At 34.4% G+C, this 15,860-nt stretch carries 15 protein-coding genes and 1 pseudogene; 9 read left to right on the top strand and 7 right to left on the bottom strand.

The genetic code is table 11. The features are described from left to right. The first annotated feature begins 24 nt into the window (after positions 1-24). The 5 genes and pseudogenes from yycI to rlmH (WAK64_RS15035) all read left to right on the top strand — a co-directional run bounded on the left by yycI (position 25) and on the right by rlmH (WAK64_RS15035) (position 3,869). Positions 25-816 (top strand): two-component system regulatory protein YycI, encoded by a 792-nt coding sequence (yycI, locus tag WAK64_RS15055; RefSeq protein ID WP_336587814.1) that lies wholly within the window; start codon positions 25-27, stop codon positions 814-816. Between the two features lie 15 nt (positions 817-831). Then, a complete protein-coding gene (locus WAK64_RS15050) occupies positions 832-1,626 on the top strand; it encodes an MBL fold metallo-hydrolase (protein WP_336587813.1) in 795 nt (264 codons plus the stop codon). Positions 1,627-1,830: 204 nt separating this feature from the next. Further along, positions 1,831-3,048 (top strand): S1C family serine protease, encoded by a 1,218-nt coding sequence (locus WAK64_RS15045; protein WP_419465957.1) that lies wholly within the window; start codon positions 1,831-1,833, stop codon positions 3,046-3,048. Between the two features lie 99 nt (positions 3,049-3,147). Continuing rightward, complete coding sequence (locus WAK64_RS15040; protein ID WP_336587811.1) at positions 3,148-3,306, top strand: CxxH/CxxC protein; 159 nt, start codon at positions 3,148-3,150, stop codon at positions 3,304-3,306. An 83-nt stretch (positions 3,307-3,389) separates the two neighbouring features. Beyond that, a pseudogene (rlmH, locus tag WAK64_RS15035) lies at positions 3,390-3,869 on the top strand (23S rRNA (pseudouridine(1915)-N(3))-methyltransferase RlmH). A gap of 32 nt (positions 3,870-3,901) precedes the next feature. Here the strand turns inward: rlmH (WAK64_RS15035) and WAK64_RS15030 are convergent. Both WAK64_RS15030 and WAK64_RS15025 read right to left on the bottom strand, forming a co-directional pair. Beyond that, positions 3,902-5,527: a recombinase family protein gene (locus tag WAK64_RS15030; protein ID WP_336587810.1), complete on the bottom strand. Its 1,626-nt coding sequence runs from the start codon at positions 5,525-5,527 to the stop codon at positions 3,902-3,904. Next, entirely contained in the window at positions 5,520-6,287 is a 768-nt protein-coding gene (locus WAK64_RS15025; RefSeq protein ID WP_336587809.1) for a hypothetical protein, read from the bottom strand. The genes WAK64_RS15030 and WAK64_RS15025 overlap by 8 nt, the downstream gene beginning before the upstream one ends. Before the next feature lie 129 nt (positions 6,288-6,416). Here WAK64_RS15025 and WAK64_RS15020 point away from each other — a divergent pair, with 129 nt between their 5' ends. Both WAK64_RS15020 and rlmH (WAK64_RS15015) read left to right on the top strand, forming a co-directional pair. Continuing rightward, positions 6,417-6,584: a hypothetical protein gene (locus WAK64_RS15020; protein WP_336587808.1), complete on the top strand. Its 168-nt coding sequence runs from the start codon at positions 6,417-6,419 to the stop codon at positions 6,582-6,584. A gap of 582 nt (positions 6,585-7,166) precedes the next feature. After that, positions 7,167-7,646: a 23S rRNA (pseudouridine(1915)-N(3))-methyltransferase RlmH gene (gene rlmH, locus WAK64_RS15015; protein WP_336587807.1), complete on the top strand. Its 480-nt coding sequence runs from the start codon at positions 7,167-7,169 to the stop codon at positions 7,644-7,646. Between the two features lie 293 nt (positions 7,647-7,939). On the opposite strand, the gene WAK64_RS15010 is transcribed toward rlmH (WAK64_RS15015), so the two are convergent. The 5 genes from WAK64_RS15010 to WAK64_RS14990 form a co-directional block, all read right to left on the bottom strand. Then, positions 7,940-8,470 (bottom strand): JAB domain-containing protein, encoded by a 531-nt coding sequence (locus WAK64_RS15010; protein WP_419465956.1) that lies wholly within the window; start codon positions 8,468-8,470, stop codon positions 7,940-7,942. A 505-nt stretch (positions 8,471-8,975) separates the two neighbouring features. Then, complete coding sequence (locus WAK64_RS15005) at positions 8,976-9,116, bottom strand: hypothetical protein (RefSeq protein ID WP_336587806.1); 141 nt, start codon at positions 9,114-9,116, stop codon at positions 8,976-8,978. Between the two features lie 56 nt (positions 9,117-9,172). Then, complete coding sequence (locus tag WAK64_RS15000; RefSeq protein ID WP_336587805.1) at positions 9,173-9,388, bottom strand: hypothetical protein; 216 nt, start codon at positions 9,386-9,388, stop codon at positions 9,173-9,175. 25 nt (positions 9,389-9,413) lie between these two features. Further along, positions 9,414-9,932, bottom strand: coding sequence for a hypothetical protein (locus WAK64_RS14995; RefSeq protein WP_336587804.1), 519 nt, complete (start codon positions 9,930-9,932; stop codon positions 9,414-9,416). 45 nt (positions 9,933-9,977) lie between these two features. Then, positions 9,978-10,181, bottom strand: a complete 204-nt coding sequence (locus WAK64_RS14990; protein ID WP_336587803.1) for a hypothetical protein — start codon at positions 10,179-10,181, stop codon at positions 9,978-9,980. A gap of 560 nt (positions 10,182-10,741) precedes the next feature. On the opposite strand from WAK64_RS14990, the gene WAK64_RS14985 reads away from it, so the two are divergent. Together WAK64_RS14985 and WAK64_RS14980 are read left to right on the top strand one after the other, a co-directional pair. Next, entirely contained in the window at positions 10,742-11,479 is a 738-nt protein-coding gene (locus tag WAK64_RS14985) for an N-6 DNA methylase (protein WP_336587802.1), read from the top strand. Then, the gene (locus tag WAK64_RS14980; protein ID WP_336587801.1) at positions 11,476-15,822 is read left to right on the top strand and encodes an Eco57I restriction-modification methylase domain-containing protein; all 4,347 of its coding nucleotides are present in this window, start codon (positions 11,476-11,478) and stop codon (positions 15,820-15,822) included. The genes WAK64_RS14985 and WAK64_RS14980 overlap by 4 nt, the downstream gene beginning before the upstream one ends. The last annotated feature ends 38 nt before the right edge of the window (positions 15,823-15,860 follow it).

Genomic DNA, 15,860 nt, shown 5'->3' with positions numbered 1-15,860 from the left:
GCGATTTTAAATATATTTCTTATAATGATCTTTGTTCAAAAGCCAACAGAATATGAACCTCTTAACAACCCGACTATTACGATAAAAGATATAAAAGATCTTCTTAAAGAGGATAATATTGACCACCCTGATTTTACTAAAGAGGTGCTCAAAGAACCTCACTTGAAGGCAAAAGCAAGGACCTTTACAGATGCTGAAATCAAAAACCTTCCTAAGCAATCAGCTGACTTAACAGATGATAAAAAGATGATCAGTTCTGATTTTGACAAGCCTATCCCTATTCCCTTAACGGCTGATGTAAGTAAAGAAGAGATAGTAAATTTTGTGAATGAAAACGAGTTTAAGATGGATAGCACTTTAGAGAAATACTTCATTGATAGTGATAAATACCAATTTGGTTCCTTTAATGAAAAAAAAGATAATGAGGGTTATGAGGCTTCGTTTTATCAGTTAGTTGACGGGAAGCCAATTTATGATAATAATGCTGGTAAAATTGTTTTTTCGTTAAATAATCAGCTTGAGGTTACTTCCTATGAGCAAACGATGTTAACCTTTGAAACTTTCAAGGAAGAAAAAGAACTTTTATCGGATATTGAGATTATTAAGATATTATATAGTGAGTTAAGTAAGAATAGCTCGCTCGAATGGGAACTAGGCTATTTTTCGAACACGAACGATAGCGATAATCTTGAAGTAGAGCTTGAATCACATGTCCTTACGCCGACTTGGTATGTTAAGGTTAAACAAGAAAATTCAACAGTAAATTATTACTACGTAAATGCTATAGAAGGTCAAATGTTTTCTATGCAGGAATGAATGTGGAGTGATTAGATGAACATGCAATTTAGTGTTCTTGCGAGTGGCAGTACGGGGAATGCCACCTACATTGAGGCGGATGGACAATCCTTTTTAGTGGATGCAGGCTTTAGTGGGAAACAAATGGAGCGTTTATTTCAGCAAGTAGACCGCAAGATAGAAGATTTAACAGGAATTTTTGTTACCCATGAACATAGCGATCATATTAAAGGGATTGGGATTCTCGCCCGTAAATATAAGCTTCCAATCTATGCTAATGAAAAAACATGGAAAGCGATGGACGGACTTATTGGTGAGATTCCCACAGACCAAAAAATGACCTTCTCGATGGAAAGCACCAAGTCGTTTGGGCCTGTTGATATTGAATCCTTTGGTGTCTCTCATGATGCAGCGGAACCGATGTTCTATATCTTTCATCATCACGGAAAGAAGCTTGTATTACTTACAGATACAGGCTATGTCAGTGATCGAATGAAGGGGATTATCGCAAATGCTGACATGTACTTATTCGAAAGCAATCATGATGTCGATATGCTTCGGATGGGAAGATACCCTTGGAGTGTGAAACGCCGTATTCTATCGGATGTCGGTCATGTTTCAAATGAAGATGCAGCCGTTGCCATGAGTGAGGTTGTCGGAGATAAAACGAAAAGAATCTATTTGGCCCACTTAAGCGCTGATAATAATATGAAAGATTTAGCCCGTATGAGCGTGGAACAAACCCTTTTATCAAGAGGTCATGTCGTAGGAGAACAGTTTGAACTTTATGATACAGACCCGAAAACAGCAACAGCCTTAACCGTTGTGTAAAATAGTTTAGTAAGGAAGAGTAAAGAGCGAGCCTCTCTTTACTCTTTTATTATGTGAACAAGATTATCGAAATGCGCTACGAATGGGAGATTGTTTAATTTAGTGAATTTTTTAATGACTTTCTCATGAAATTTTAATGTTGGCTGATTATAATGTGACATAGATACTCAAACTATTAAATAGAAGAACGAAAGGATGAGTGACGTGGGATATTATGATGGAGACGAGTTCAGCCGTGAAAATACAAAGAAAAGCCATAAGGGTGGGTATTTTATTGCAAGCTTAGTCGGATTGATTTTAGGTGCATTTATCGTGGTCGTAGCACTACCGAGGCTAGTCGATACGAACGTATTCTCGTATGGTGATAAAACGGAAGAAAAAGAAACGGTTTCTGAAACGAAAAATTACACAACAGGCGTGTCCGTGGATGTCACATCAGGTGTAACGGAAGCAGTGGAAAAAGCAGGGGATTCAGTCGTAGGAATCTCTAATATTCAAGCGGGCGGCGGCTTTTGGTCAACTGATTCGCAGGAGGCCGGTACAGGCTCTGGTGTCATTTACAAAAAAGACGGAGATGTAGCTTACATTGCCACAAACTATCATGTTATTGAAGGAGCAGATCAGCTTGAAGTCACCCTCGCAGATGGAACAAAGGTTCCAGCAACGGTTCGTGGCGGTGATCAGTGGACGGATTTAGCAGTCCTTGAAATTGAGGCGAAAAGCATTAAAGACGAAGCGGTAGCAGAATTTGGAGACTCCTCTGCATTAAAAGCAGGAGAGCCCGTCATTGCGATCGGAAACCCATTAGGCCTTCAATTTTCAGGCTCTGTCACACAAGGAATTGTATCTGGGGTAGAACGTACCATCCCAGTAGATATTGATCAAAATGGCACCATTGATTGGCATGCGGAAGTATTACAGACAGATGCCGCGATTAACCCAGGTAATAGCGGAGGAGCATTAATTAATATATCCGGTCAATTAGTCGGTATCAACTCCATGAAAATAGCGCAATCAGCCGTTGAAGGAATTGGATTAGCAATCCCAATTAATTATGCCCAACCGATTATTGAAGACTTAGAAAAACACGGAGAGATTCGTAGACCATCAATGGGAGTAAGGCTACAAAATGTCAATGAAGTATCCGCCTATCACCAATCAGAAACGTTGAAATTACCTGAAGACGTGAAGGATGGCGTATTAATTGAAAACGTAGTACCTAACTCACCAGCAGCTCTAGCAGGTTTAAAAGAATTGGATGTCATTGTTGAACTAGACGGTGAGAAAATAACCGATATTATTGAATTAAGACAGTATTTGTACAATGAAAAAAATGTCGGTGACTCAATGGAAGTTAAATTTTACCGAGACGGAAAATTACAAACAATTACCATGAACTTAGCCGATGCATCGACAATCTAATTCCATCATGAAGCAGAAAAGCCAAACCGCTTTTCTGCTTTTCGATTGTTTTCATGATAAGATGACGTTATCAACAAAGGGATTGAAAGGAGAACAAGGATGATTTATTGTTGTAAAGAGCATGTAGAACTGGCCTTAGATGTGGCAGTCGATGAGAACGAAACAGCCCCTAGTTTAGAAGAAATCAATCGCTCCACAAAGATATCCACAAGCTGTGAATATTGTGATCGTCAAGCAGAATATATAGTGGGGAACTAATATTCCCCTACAAGATGTGGATAGAAATTGTGGATATGTGGATAACTATTGTGGATATATTGTTTGTAAAGTGAGGATGACCTGTGAATATATCAATTATAACCGTCGGAAAACTAAAAGAAAAATACTTAAAACAAGGAATAAATGAGTACATAAAAAGACTTTCTGCCTACGCAAAAGTCGAAATCATCGAACTTCCTGATGAAAAAGCACCAGAACAACTAAGCAAAATCGAAATGGACCTCGTCAAAAAGAAAGAAGGTGAACGAATCCTAGCCAAAATAGGTACAGATACCCATGTAATCGCCTTAGCCATCAAAGGAAACATGCAATCCTCCGAATAACTAGCCAAAAACCTAGACAAGCTCGCCACCTACGGAAAAAGCAAAGTCGCATTTGTCATCGGCGGGTCACTTGGTTTAAGTGATGATGTCTTAAAGAGAGCCAACGAACACCTCTCCTTCTCGAAGATGACCTTCCCCCATCAGTTGATGAGATTGGTTTTAGTGGAACAGATCTATCGGGCGTTTCGGATTAATCGGGGGGAACCGTACATCTTTTAAGGGTAGAATATTAAGCGAATCCATAAATTCGCTTAATCCTTTACCATCTTTATTTTCAAGCATCCATGCTTCAACTGGCTAATATACTCTGGTCGAATCGCATCCAACAAATCCAACGATTGTGCCTCTAATGCTTCTAGTGTAAAGTCAAAGTGTAAATTAACTTTTTCAACTTGTCTACTCACTCTCCGAGGAGCTTCTTTGTTTATTTGGATATCCATAATAATTAATCGAAGCAGTGCTTTTTGTTTTTCTGAATCAGCATCTCGTATTACTTTTTCTAAGTCGCTTAGAAGATGAATCAATGCTTGATCGTCAATGGGTGTTATATCATATTCTTCTAATTCTGAATTTAATGATTCAATCTTATTATGAAGTGTGGATTGCTCTTCCATTAGTTCTTTTAATTTCGGCTTAAAGATAGATACAAGGGAAGGGTCATCCATTAGTTGATTAGTAATGTTGCTAATTCTTGTCTCTACCTTATTTAGCTTAGAACACAATATATTTATTTCTTCATTAATAGGTGTCTTTGCTTGGATTCGTTGTTGGTTAATATTTTCAATTATTTGACTTAAAACATATGGTTCAGAAACAATTCGTTTTAATTCATTAAATACATATTCTTCTGCTCTTTCAGCTCGAATGGAGTGTGCACTGCATGCATTACTACCTTTATTATGAAATAGGCCACAAACATAATAGCGATACTTTTTGCCATTAGATCCCTTAGATAAACCTGGAACCATATCATATCCACATTTAGGACATTTTATAAGTCCGCTTAAGATAAATGGAGCATGTGATTGAGCAGGTCTATGAGAACGCTTCTTACGGCTTTTTTGGACACGATCCCATTGCTCTATTGTAATGATTGCCTTATGTTTCCCGTCAGCGAGAATGTAGTCTTCATTTTTACCTTTACGATGTTTTTCTGACCAGTTTTCATACATGTTGAAGAGGATCTTCCCAATGTAAATAGGGTTGTCTAATATCGTTTTTATCGTATTAATTGAAAAGTCACATCCACGCTTTGTTTTATATCCCATAGCATTAATTCGACTGACAATTGCTTTATAGCCTAGTTCTTGTTCTGCATAATCAAAAATTAAGCGTATCACATGAGCTTCTTCTTTATTAACAACCAATTCCTTATTGACACTTTCAAATCCAAATACTCGGCCACCATTAAAGTAACCTTGTTTGGCACGTTGTGTCATCCCCATTTTGCCACGATCTATGATTGAATTCCGCTCAAACTCAGAGAAATTACTCATCATTTGAAAGACTATATTACCTATTGGAGTCGCAAAGTCAAAATTCTCTTTCAAACTAATTAAGCTAACATTTGCCTCTTTACATCTTTCAGCAATTTCCAACGCATCCTTTGATTTTCGAGCGATACGATCAATTTTATAAACAATTATTGTACCAAATTCGTTACTCTGCATGTCTTTTAATAATCTTTTCATTTCTGGACGCCCAGATATGTTTTTTCCACTTGCCCCTTCATCAATATATCTTTTTACAATTTCCATGTTATTTCTTTTTGCATAATCCTCTATCCCTTCAATTTGAGCCTGTATGCTAAATCCCTCACGTGCTTGGTCTTCGGTACTAACACGGGCATAGAAAACAGCTTTTGTCCTATTACTCATTTCTTTTCGCTCCTTCTTCTGAATTTCGTTTAAGGTTTTCTAAAAGCTGTTCAGTATATTTGACAGCTTTTTTGTGCAATTGATTATCCATGACTAATTTGTCTTTAGTGGAGTGCCATGGAAAAGCGTGTAATGAAGTCTTTCCATATTGGACATAGTCCTGAGCTAACTTTATCGAATCTAATTTACTATCTGTGAGTTCAGGATCTATTGAAACATCTAACGTATTGATATGATTAATGATTTGTGAAAGTAAGTAAAATATATGCTGATCGGAATATTTTACTCGACTTTTAAAAGTAAAAGTAATTTGTTCATCCTGATTTGAAGACACTTTACTAACCATTGTTTTGATGGTGTATACATTTTCAAGAAGCGGGTTAATCTCTGAATCATATTGCTCTTCAGTTTGTTCAGTTTCAGATTTCTTATATGTATCTTCATAATAAAGAGGAGGCGTTAATTCAACAGATTCATAAGTACTGTGTTGATAATAGTCATCAAAGAACATATACAAGTCAGCCCCAAAGTCTTTCGAAATTGCATATAAGACTTTTGAAGGAATATCCTTTGTTTTGTCTCTTTCAATAGTTGTTAATGTTGATTGGGAGAATAATTTAATTCGATTGGCCACGCTTTTACCACTAAAAACATTTCCACATTCTTTTTGAAGATGTTCACGGATATATCTAACTCTTTTCCCCATTGATAACTCTGCTAAATCAGATAAATTGGTCTTGTTTAATGTGATTTTCTTCATCGATACACTTCCTTTTAATAGTGATGTATTAACATAACTATACTATTAAATTAAAAATATTAATAGGGGTATTGTAATTTTAAATTATCTCGTGTTATGATTTGAATCAAGAAAGCGATGTGGTTAAACATGGATGAAAAAATTAACGTAAGTGCATATAGAGTTTTAGAACTCGCTAGTGAAGAAAGAGAAGGTATTGCTGATTGGGTAAGTGAAAAAGAAATTAAAGGTAATCAATTCATTCATAGGATAGCTGAGATTATGGGTGAGTATTATGCTAATCAAAATAAATCATAGTATTCCTCTGTAATACTTGCACAACTACCCGGTTAAGGAGACGATTAATAGTGTTTTGAGCGATACTATATTGATTTTCCAGTTAATGAAGGGGGACCAGCACTGGTTGTGTTATGTGATAAAACATTGAGAGAAAAGGTACATGATGCAATGGTGTATAAATACGAACAATACATTCTGTCGATTAACTCCGATAGTAGTTCGAATTCAATACCATACATCTATATGCTAGAAAGAGAGCGAATTGAACGTACGAAAAGAAAATCTACTCCTATAGGCATTTGATTTTGCTGTTTAGTACATTGCACTACATTATGGTGTGATGTACTATTTTTATATGTGTTAACCATTTAAATGCTATTTCCAATGTTACAATTTGGTCATTTTGACTGTATATATAAGAGAAAGTTGTACGTGGATAGTTTTACTTTTTTACTGTTTTAACTAAAATTGACTAATACCAAGGGTTAGCATGAATCATTATGAATTAACTGGTGGTGTAAAGCGAAAAAATATAGAAAAGATCAAAGTTATGCCCATTTACGTAATCATGTTATATTTATATATTTAAGAGGTGATATCATGCAGATACAAATTATAAGTGTCGGTAAAGTAAAAGAAAAATATATCAAACTAGGTATTGCTGAATTTGAAAAACGACTTCGTCCATACTGTAAGCTGACAATGGATGAAGTAAATGATGAACAGGCTCCAGAGCAATTGAGTGACAAAGAGTTATATCAGGTGAAGCAAAAAGAAGGAGATCGAATCTTAAGTAAAATTAAACCTACTCAATATGTTATTGCTCTTGATATACAGGGGGATAATTGGTCGTCGGAGCAGTTATCAAATGAGGTGGAGAAGCTTAGCATCCACGGGAAAAGTCAATTATCCTTTGTAATAGGTGGTTCGAATGGTTTAAGTGACGATGTGTTACAGCGGGCCGATCAAAAGCTATCTTTCTCTAAAATGACTTTCCCGCATCAACTAATGAAGCTAATATTGTTAGAACAAATATATCGAGCATTCAAAATACAGAAAAATGAGCCATATCATAAGTGAGTCTAGATGATATCTATCGCCGGAGGCTGAATTTTTTAAATTCTAATGTTACAATTTTGATGTTTAACGGATTAATACAAAATGTTAGAATTTTGTGTACTATTGTAGATGTTACATATATTAAGAAAATTTAATAAAATCCCTTTATATCAACGTTTGTTTATGATTTTACGATGGAACCGAACCAAAATGTAAAGATTTTATCGAGCTTAAGCCCATTTCCTGCTATAAAGGTAAGAAAGCCAGTGATGATGCTGTTTTCAGCACTTTCACTGGCTCTTTGGTAAAAAAATTTATAGATATCCTTTTTCTTTTAAGCTAGTATATTGTTCTTGCCCAACAATGACATGATCAAGAATTTCAATACCTACAACTTTCCCAACTTCGTTAAGTCGTTTTGTCACTTCAATATCTTCTCTACTTGGTTGTGGATTCCCCGATGGGTGATTATGTGCAACGATTGCACTTGCACAACTACGACGGATTAAATGCTTAAATGTCTCACGTGGATGAACAATAGATGCATTCAACGATCCTATAAAAACTGTTTCTCGAAACAGAACTTCATTTTTAATGTTTATCCCGAGTACAACAAAATGTTCTTGTGTCAGGTACTGCATATCCTTTAAGAATGTATATGCATCTTCAGACGAACGAATACCAATACCTTTAATCGTCAATAATTCTTCTTCCGTTACATCTAATAATTCTTGTATTGATGGGTAGCGGTTGAAGATTTCACTGACTACATAGCCATCTTCCTTTTCACGCATTGTTGTTGCTAATAATACCTTAAAAGTCATTTTATCGAAAGTATTGTTCATTATATATTCCTCCATTTATGTTTGATTGAATTAAAAAAGGAGAGACGATGTTCGTCCCTCCAATTGAGTGAATGTATTTAATGCGATATACTGATATTGATCTAATTTGGTTAGATGAGTTCATTGGTGGATGAGCTCGTCTTTTTTTGTGCATAAAAAACTCATTGAATATAACAATATCCCATGAGTTATTCATTCTTTATTAATTTGCATTTTCAAGTTTTCCTCCTCATTAAACACATCTTTAAAGTGCAAAAGGTCTTGGATGAAATCAGATGCCTGCTTCTTGCTTAGTTTCGTGCTGTGGTCAACGTGGTACTTCATCTGCATCATTTCTTTTGCAACTTCATGGCGCATGTTAACTTCAGCAACAATTTGATAGATTTTGTGCAACTGACGTTTGGTTACAGGTTCATCACCTCCTTAAGGCTCGAGTTTGTTGGAAAATCTTCTATATCTTGCGTGAAGATTCCGCTAGAACGTGTTGCTGATAATATTGCGTCAATCAACGCACGTTTTTTGCCATCTTCAATACAGTGTTAACAATTGTATAAGGATCTTGTTGTTGAAATGCTGCTTCCTTACTGTTGCATGAACCAAGTCCTTCAACTTCAATGTTTCCATTGTCCTTACGTGCTAGTGTCATCTTTACTTCATATGCAAAGATACCAACCTCCCATCGTTCAATACGATTAACGACTTCTACTGTCTTCGAAAACCCAAATACATCACAAAGCCTACCATACCGTAGTCAACGCCTTTTACCATCACCTCGTCAACGAATGCTTGAAGTTCCTCAATACGACGTTTTGATTCAGAAGAAGATATAACTACATTAGGTAATGAAGATACATTAGATTTATTACCATTAGCGAATGGCACGATGTTATTTATTGTTGAATGTTTACCTGTCCTCATATGATTTTCACCTCCTTTCAAAGGATTAAGATCTTTTTTGAATGATATCTGCCAATTTTACTAAACCTTCTGATGTTTTATGAATAAGTAATTGACCTGCGTGATGACTAAGCTTATTTCCTCTGCTAACAGTTTTGCTAGTGATTGATGTAGCCTTCGATATCATACTGTGTGCTGATTGATTTAATTTATCGAGATTGTGGATCACATTTAATAATATGTCTTCACCTTTTGCTTCCATTGAAGCTGCAGCATCCTTTAGTGCTCTACCTAAACGATCATTCAATGAAACGTGAGTATTAAGTTCATCCTCATGCAGAGCTTCGATTTCTTCTATTGCTGTTTGGATGTTGCTTCTACTAACAAGTAAATGAGAGAGCTTTACATAGTCATTACGCTCAATTGCATCTGCTACATCTTTTAAAATAGAGGCACGTTGATTTAATAGAATCTCGTGAATTTCTATAAGCTTAAGATAGGATTCACTTTTCTCCGTAAATAATCCTAATTTGAGTTGTTGCTCTGGCGATACATTTCCCTTCATAACTGATTTCCTCCTAATTAAAGTTTTTGTAAAAGATAACTCCTGTTATTTGTTGAAGTAGTGATAACCCTTTAAGGTCAGTTTTAGTAGTAAGCCTTCTGATTTGCTTCTCTTAAGGTGCATTAAGTCAGCATCTTCAAGCTTTAGTAGATTTACTTTTTGAATGTCATACTTTGCTAGAAACTTAGCGGGAACCCATTGGTTTAGTTCCTTTGCCTTTACTAGAATTTTTACTAATGACTGATTCATCTCATTATTCTCCTTTCGTATGCGCTCCTCTCACCACGCATGTCGTCTCTGTAAAATAAAAAAAACCGCCGTCTATCCCAATGGATAAACAACGGTTCATATAAAAGGGGTTGGGCATGAAACGGGAGGGCGCCCCTTTGTTTTTATAACTGTGGTGCTGAGGGAAGAAATATATGAAAATTCCTTCATAAGATAAAAATGGTTTGAAGTGTTTGGTCACTTAGTAGTATATAGTGATAACAGTTTTACTAGCCCAAAAGAAAGGGCTATATTTGTTTTTTTAAAGACATATTACTTACAATTATTTCAAATAAATTTAAATACTTTATGATAGAATATAAGCAGAAAGATGCTATATGGAAAACGACACAATATTTTTGTTCTTTATCTATAAAGAATAGTTATTAAAAAAAATTAGATTTTTAAACCCTTCCTGATAATGACCTATGTAAATATGTGATTAATACGGTAAAAGTCAATAATAATTATTAAATTATATTAAAATAAATTAAATGAATATATTAACTAAAAGTAGTGGCAAAGAAAGGAGTGCTCCAAGTTTGGAAGAAGAAATAATTAAATCTAAGCTTCGTGTTCAAAAGCATGGAGAAGTATTTACACCTAAAAAAATAGTAAAAAAGATGCTAAATATACCAGAAATAAAAGACGCTTGTGAAAATTTAACAACTAAGTTTTTAGAGCCGTCTGCTGGAGAAGGTGCCTTTCTTGTAGAAATTCTTGATCGAAAACTAAAGATGGTATCTGAAAAATATAATAATGATTTAACTAGCTATGAAAGTTATTCCTTGCTCGCCCTAACGACACTTTATGGAATTGAATTATTAGAAGATAATGCTCAAACATGTGTGATGAATATGTTTCAACTGTATTATGATAACTATAAAGAACAAGTTCAAAATCATAATGGAATTGTAAAGAAAAAGGTATTGGATAGTGCTAAAGAAATCATTTCATCAAATATCAGGCAGGGGAATTTTTTAACGAGGAAAGCGGTAGATGGTAAACCTTTAGTTTTCAGTGAATGGTATCCAGTTAATATGAGGAAAACAACTAAGAACATTAAAATACAACGAACAGAATATACCTTAGACGAGATATACGAAAGCGTAGAAAAAGAACCTGGAATGACTATTAGTAGAGACGAACGGCGAGATTTGCAATTAGATATATTCGATATACTAGAGGTAGAAGAGATTGACGATGAAGTTAAAAAAGAAATGCGCTATATACCAGTTAATATAATCGATGTATATAAAGAGGAAATGGAGGAAGTATGATGGATAAAACTATTATTAAACCTTTTTATGAAATTCAATATAAAGTGTATGCATACACTTTACCTGAAGTTCCCAACCATGACGGCTATGTAAAAATAGGCGATACCACACGTGAAGCGGTAACAAGAATCTTCGAACAAGTAGGTACAGCAGGTTTAAACCCTGAAATATTATTTAATAAAATGGCTCGGAAATCTGATGGTGAATGGTTTCGCGATAAAGATTTACATAGATTCCTGACTTTAAATGGAATTAAGAAGAAAGATTTTAATGGTCGTGCTGATGAGTGGTTCTATTTTAATGGAACACCAGAAAAGGCTGAAGAGCTAACAGATAAGTTTATTAATCTTGATTACGATGAGAGCCAAATTGACGATAGGCATTCAAGCTATTTTTTACGAAATGAACAACAACAAGCTGTTGAGAAAACGTATGAGTATTTTCAAAGTGGTCAAGAACCAAGAGAATTCTTGTGGAATGCAAAACCTCGTTTTGGAAAAACTTTAACAACTTATGATTTTATTAGAAACTTAAAAGCAACCAATGTTTTAATCGTTACTAATAGACCTGCGATTGCAAATTCATGGTTTGATGATTTCCGAAAATTCATTGCATGGCAAGAGCAACATATGAAGTTCGTCTCAGAAACGGAAGCATTGAATGGAAAAGCCATGACTAGAACACAGTATTTAGACTATCTAGATAATACCTCTTATCCTAATCCTTCACAAATTGCTTTTATATCCTTACAAGACTTAAAAGGAGCAAAGTTTGCAGGGGGTAGTTATGAAAAGTTAGAGTGGGTTGCAGGATTAAATTGGGATTTGTTAGTTATTGATGAAGCCCATGAAGGAATTGATACGAAAAAGACAGATATTGCATTTAGCCAAATAAAAAGAGACTTTACATTGCATTTATCTGGTACTCCCTTTAAGGCATTGGCTAATAATAAATTTTCTGAAGTGCAAATATTTAATTGGTCGTATGTGGATGAACAAGAAGCAAAGGAAAATTGGGATTCAACAATAAGTAGTAATCCTTATGAAAGTTTGCCAATTTTAAATCTATTTACTTATCAAATGAGTAAAATGATAGAAGCAGAAGTGTCTGAAGGGATAAGATTAGAAGAGGAAAAAAACGTTGATTATGCTTTTGATTTAAATGAATTTTTTAGAGTGAAAGAAAATGGAAGCTTTGAATATGAAGAAAGCGTTATCCGATTTTTAGATAATCTTTCAAAAGGGAAATTTCCTTTCTCTAAAAACCAATACCGTAACGAACTAAATCATACTTTTTGGTTACTGCCACGTGTCAATGTTGCAAAGGCACTTGAAAAATTATTAAATGCTCATCCTACTTTTAAAGATTATAAGGTAATACTCGCAGCTGGGGATGGAGTTAGCATACATGATGGTGTAGAAGCGGAAGCTCTTGATTTTAAAGAGAACACAAAAAGTTTTGACAAAGTTAGAAGTTCGATTGAAAATTATGATAAAACGATAACGTTATCCGTGGGGCAATTGACAACAGGTGTAACTATCCCTGAATGGACAGCTGTATTAATGTTAAACAATATTGAGTCTCCTAGTTTATACTTTCAGGCTGCCTTCAGGTCACAAAATCCTTATGAGTTTGAAAAGGATGGAAAATTATATAGAAAAGAGAATGCATATATATTTGATTTTTCACCCGATAGAACTTTAAGGCTTTATGATGATTTTGCTAATAATTTATCGGGTAGTGGATCCAAGACAACGGAAGAAAGAAAAAATAAAATTAAAAAGTTATTAAACTTTTTTCCGGTTATTGCTGAAGATGAAGACGGTGAAATGCATGAAATAAACGCTACTGAAGTTTTGGCAATTCCTACTCGAATCACATCGAAAGAAGTAGTGAAAAGAGGATTTATGAGCAATTTATTATTTACTAATATTTCAGGTATCTTTTCAGGGGATTCACCATTTAAAGAGATTTTAGATAAAATACCACCAGAAAAAAATAAAAGGTTAGAAAAACGACGAGAAATACCTGTTACAAATCCACATTTAAATGAAGACGGGGAAGTAGAAGTACCAAAGGAAGTAGTGATAGGTAAATCAAAGGAACTTTTTGGCGAAAAGATATATGCAACATTAGAAGTTATTGATGAAGCTGTATCCTCATTTGAAGAAGCAGAAGAAAAGCAAAAAGAGTCCATTAAAAATTTAGCTAAAGATATAACACAGTCGTTTTCCGATGGCTTTACTAACTTGAAGGATTCATTTAATTTAAACAAAGGACAAACCGATAAAATAAAAGGTTCAGTAAATACTGTCATTGAAGATATTATAAGTGAGAAGAGTTTGACTTTAAGTAACCAAGTAAAAGAAATAGAAATGGAATATGAAGGCAAAAAACAAGAGGCAGAAACAACTAAAGATGAGAATATGTTGAGATCTGCAACCGAACAGTTTGAAAAAGAGAAACAGCAAATCGAAAAGTCTTTTACAGAAGAAATTTACAAAGAAGTAGAAAAAACGATCAATACTGTTGTGGAAGAACAATTAGAAAAAAAAGAAGAAAAGAAAAAGAAAACAACAGAAGATGATGTTCGTGATCATTTACGAGGATTTGCACGTACAATCCCTGCGTTCTTAATGGCATATGGTGGTGACAATACGAATTTAGCAAATTTTGAAGAGAATATTGATGCAAACACGTTTGAAGATTTAACGAGTATAACTATAAGTGAATTTAAGCAGCTTCGTGATGGCTTTGAGTATGTTGATGATAAAGGTGAAAAAAAAGCAATTCCTGGTTTATTCAATGAAGTTGTTTTTAATGGCAGTATCCAAGAATTTTTAGATACCAAAAAGCGTTTAGCAAATTATTTTGACGATAGCTTACAAGAAGATATATTCGATTACATTCCTCCACAAAAAACAAATCAAATTTTTACTCCAAAAAGAGTAGTTAAGAAGATGATCGATATTTTAGAAGAAGAAAACCCGGGGATTTTTTCTGACAAAACAATAAAATTTGCTGACTTATATGTAAAAAGTGGTTTGTTTATCACGGAGATAGTCAAGAAATTAATCGATGGTTTGAAGGAACAAATCCCGAATGAACAGGAACGTATTAAATGGATACTTGAAAATCAAGTATATGCATGTGCACCAAGTAACATCATTTATAATATTGTTAAGAATTTTGTCTATAGTGATGTAGTGGATGTTTCGACTAAAAACCTAATAGAAATCGATACAATGATTTTAACTAGTCAGGATAAACTAAGTACAAATATCTATAAAGCTTTTGGAGATGATAATTTGAAATTCGATGTAATAATAGGCAATCCACCTTACCAAGATGAAACAATAGGGGATAATAAAACTTATGCTCCACCAATTTACCATAGGTTTTTGGAAGAGTCTTATAAACTGGCTGATAAAGTTGAAATGATTCACCCTGCTAGATTTTTATTTAATGCAGGAAGCACTCCGAAAGCATGGAATAAGAAAATGTTATCTGATGAACATCTCAAAGTTGTTAATTATTTCGATGATAGCTCAAAGGTGTTTCCAAATACTGATATTAAAGGTGGAATTGTTATAACGTATAGGGATAAGGAAAAAATCTTTGGAGAGATTGGGACTTTTACAGTTTATGATGAATTAAACTCAATTCTGAGTAAAGTAGTTTCCAATACTTCGGAAACATTGGATTGTCTCATTTCTGGTCGAGGAGTCTATAAATTAGCAAATGCTGCTCACGAGGATTATCCAGAAATTGAGGAAATACAGTCAAAGGGACATAAGAATGATATTGGTTCGGGAGCATTTAAACTGTTAAAAGATATTATTTTTTACAAAGATAAACCAAAGCACGAAGGGGAATTTGTTAAAATCTTAGGGCTTGAGAATAGCCAGCGTAAGTATTATTGGATGAATAAAAAGTATCTGAATGCTCCAAGTAGTTTTGAAGGGTATAAAGTGATTATACCCCAAGCTAATGGAAATGGAACATTCGGTGAAGTGATAAGTTCGCCATTAATTTTAGAACCAAATGTTGGTGCTACAGAAACATTTCTTTCAATTGGTGGATTTTCAACTAAATACGAAGCAGAGTCAGTTTTAAAATATATAAAAAGTAAATTTGCAAGAGCGATGTTAGGTGTTTTAAAAATAACTCAAGCTAATACTCGAGATAAATGGTCGAAAGTACCTCTCCAAGATTTTACTGAAAGGTCAGATATTGAATGGTTAAAATCAATTTCTGAAATTGATAACCAGCTATATAAAAAGTATAATTTGAGCCAGAGTGAAATTCAGTTCATTGAAGATAAAGTGAAACCTATGGAGTAAAAGTAAGTAGAGCATCGATTTATATTTACAACTAACAT

The sequence above is a fragment of the Bacillus spongiae genome (assembly GCF_037120725.1).
Lineage (GTDB): Bacteria > Bacillota > Bacilli > Bacillales > Bacillaceae_K > Bacillus_CI > Bacillus_CI spongiae.
Note: the sequence above shows the minus strand (reverse complement) of the source record. Positions and strands in the feature narration are given on the sequence as shown.

What these genes read in the sequence shown, in the direction of transcription:
- WAK64_RS14995 (WP_336587804.1), bottom strand. Translation starts at nt 9,932, where the DNA reads ATGAAGGGAAATGTATCGCCAGAGCAACAACTCAAATTAGGATTATTT.
- WAK64_RS15030 (WP_336587810.1), bottom strand. Translation starts at nt 5,527, where the DNA reads ATGAGTAATAGGACAAAAGCTGTTTTCTATGCCCGTGTTAGTACCGAA.
- WAK64_RS15025 (WP_336587809.1), bottom strand. Translation starts at nt 6,287, where the DNA reads ATGAAGAAAATCACATTAAACAAGACCAATTTATCTGATTTAGCAGAG.
- WAK64_RS14980 (WP_336587801.1), top strand. Translation starts at nt 11,476, where the DNA reads ATGATGGATAAAACTATTATTAAACCTTTTTATGAAATTCAATATAAA.
- WAK64_RS15005 (WP_336587806.1), bottom strand. Translation starts at nt 9,116, where the DNA reads ATGACACTAGCACGTAAGGACAATGGAAACATTGAAGTTGAAGGACTT.
- rlmH (WP_336587807.1), top strand. Translation starts at nt 7,167, where the DNA reads ATGCAGATACAAATTATAAGTGTCGGTAAAGTAAAAGAAAAATATATC.
- WAK64_RS15000 (WP_336587805.1), bottom strand. Translation starts at nt 9,388, where the DNA reads ATGAGGACAGGTAAACATTCAACAATAAATAACATCGTGCCATTCGCT.
- WAK64_RS15040 (WP_336587811.1), top strand. Translation starts at nt 3,148, where the DNA reads ATGATTTATTGTTGTAAAGAGCATGTAGAACTGGCCTTAGATGTGGCA.
- yycI (WP_336587814.1), top strand. Translation starts at nt 25, where the DNA reads ATGATCTTTGTTCAAAAGCCAACAGAATATGAACCTCTTAACAACCCG.
- WAK64_RS15050 (WP_336587813.1), top strand. Translation starts at nt 832, where the DNA reads ATGAACATGCAATTTAGTGTTCTTGCGAGTGGCAGTACGGGGAATGCC.
- WAK64_RS14990 (WP_336587803.1), bottom strand. Translation starts at nt 10,181, where the DNA reads ATGAATCAGTCATTAGTAAAAATTCTAGTAAAGGCAAAGGAACTAAAC.
- WAK64_RS15010 (WP_419465956.1), bottom strand. Translation starts at nt 8,470, where the DNA reads ATGAACAATACTTTCGATAAAATGACTTTTAAGGTATTATTAGCAACA.
- WAK64_RS15020 (WP_336587808.1), top strand. Translation starts at nt 6,417, where the DNA reads ATGGATGAAAAAATTAACGTAAGTGCATATAGAGTTTTAGAACTCGCT.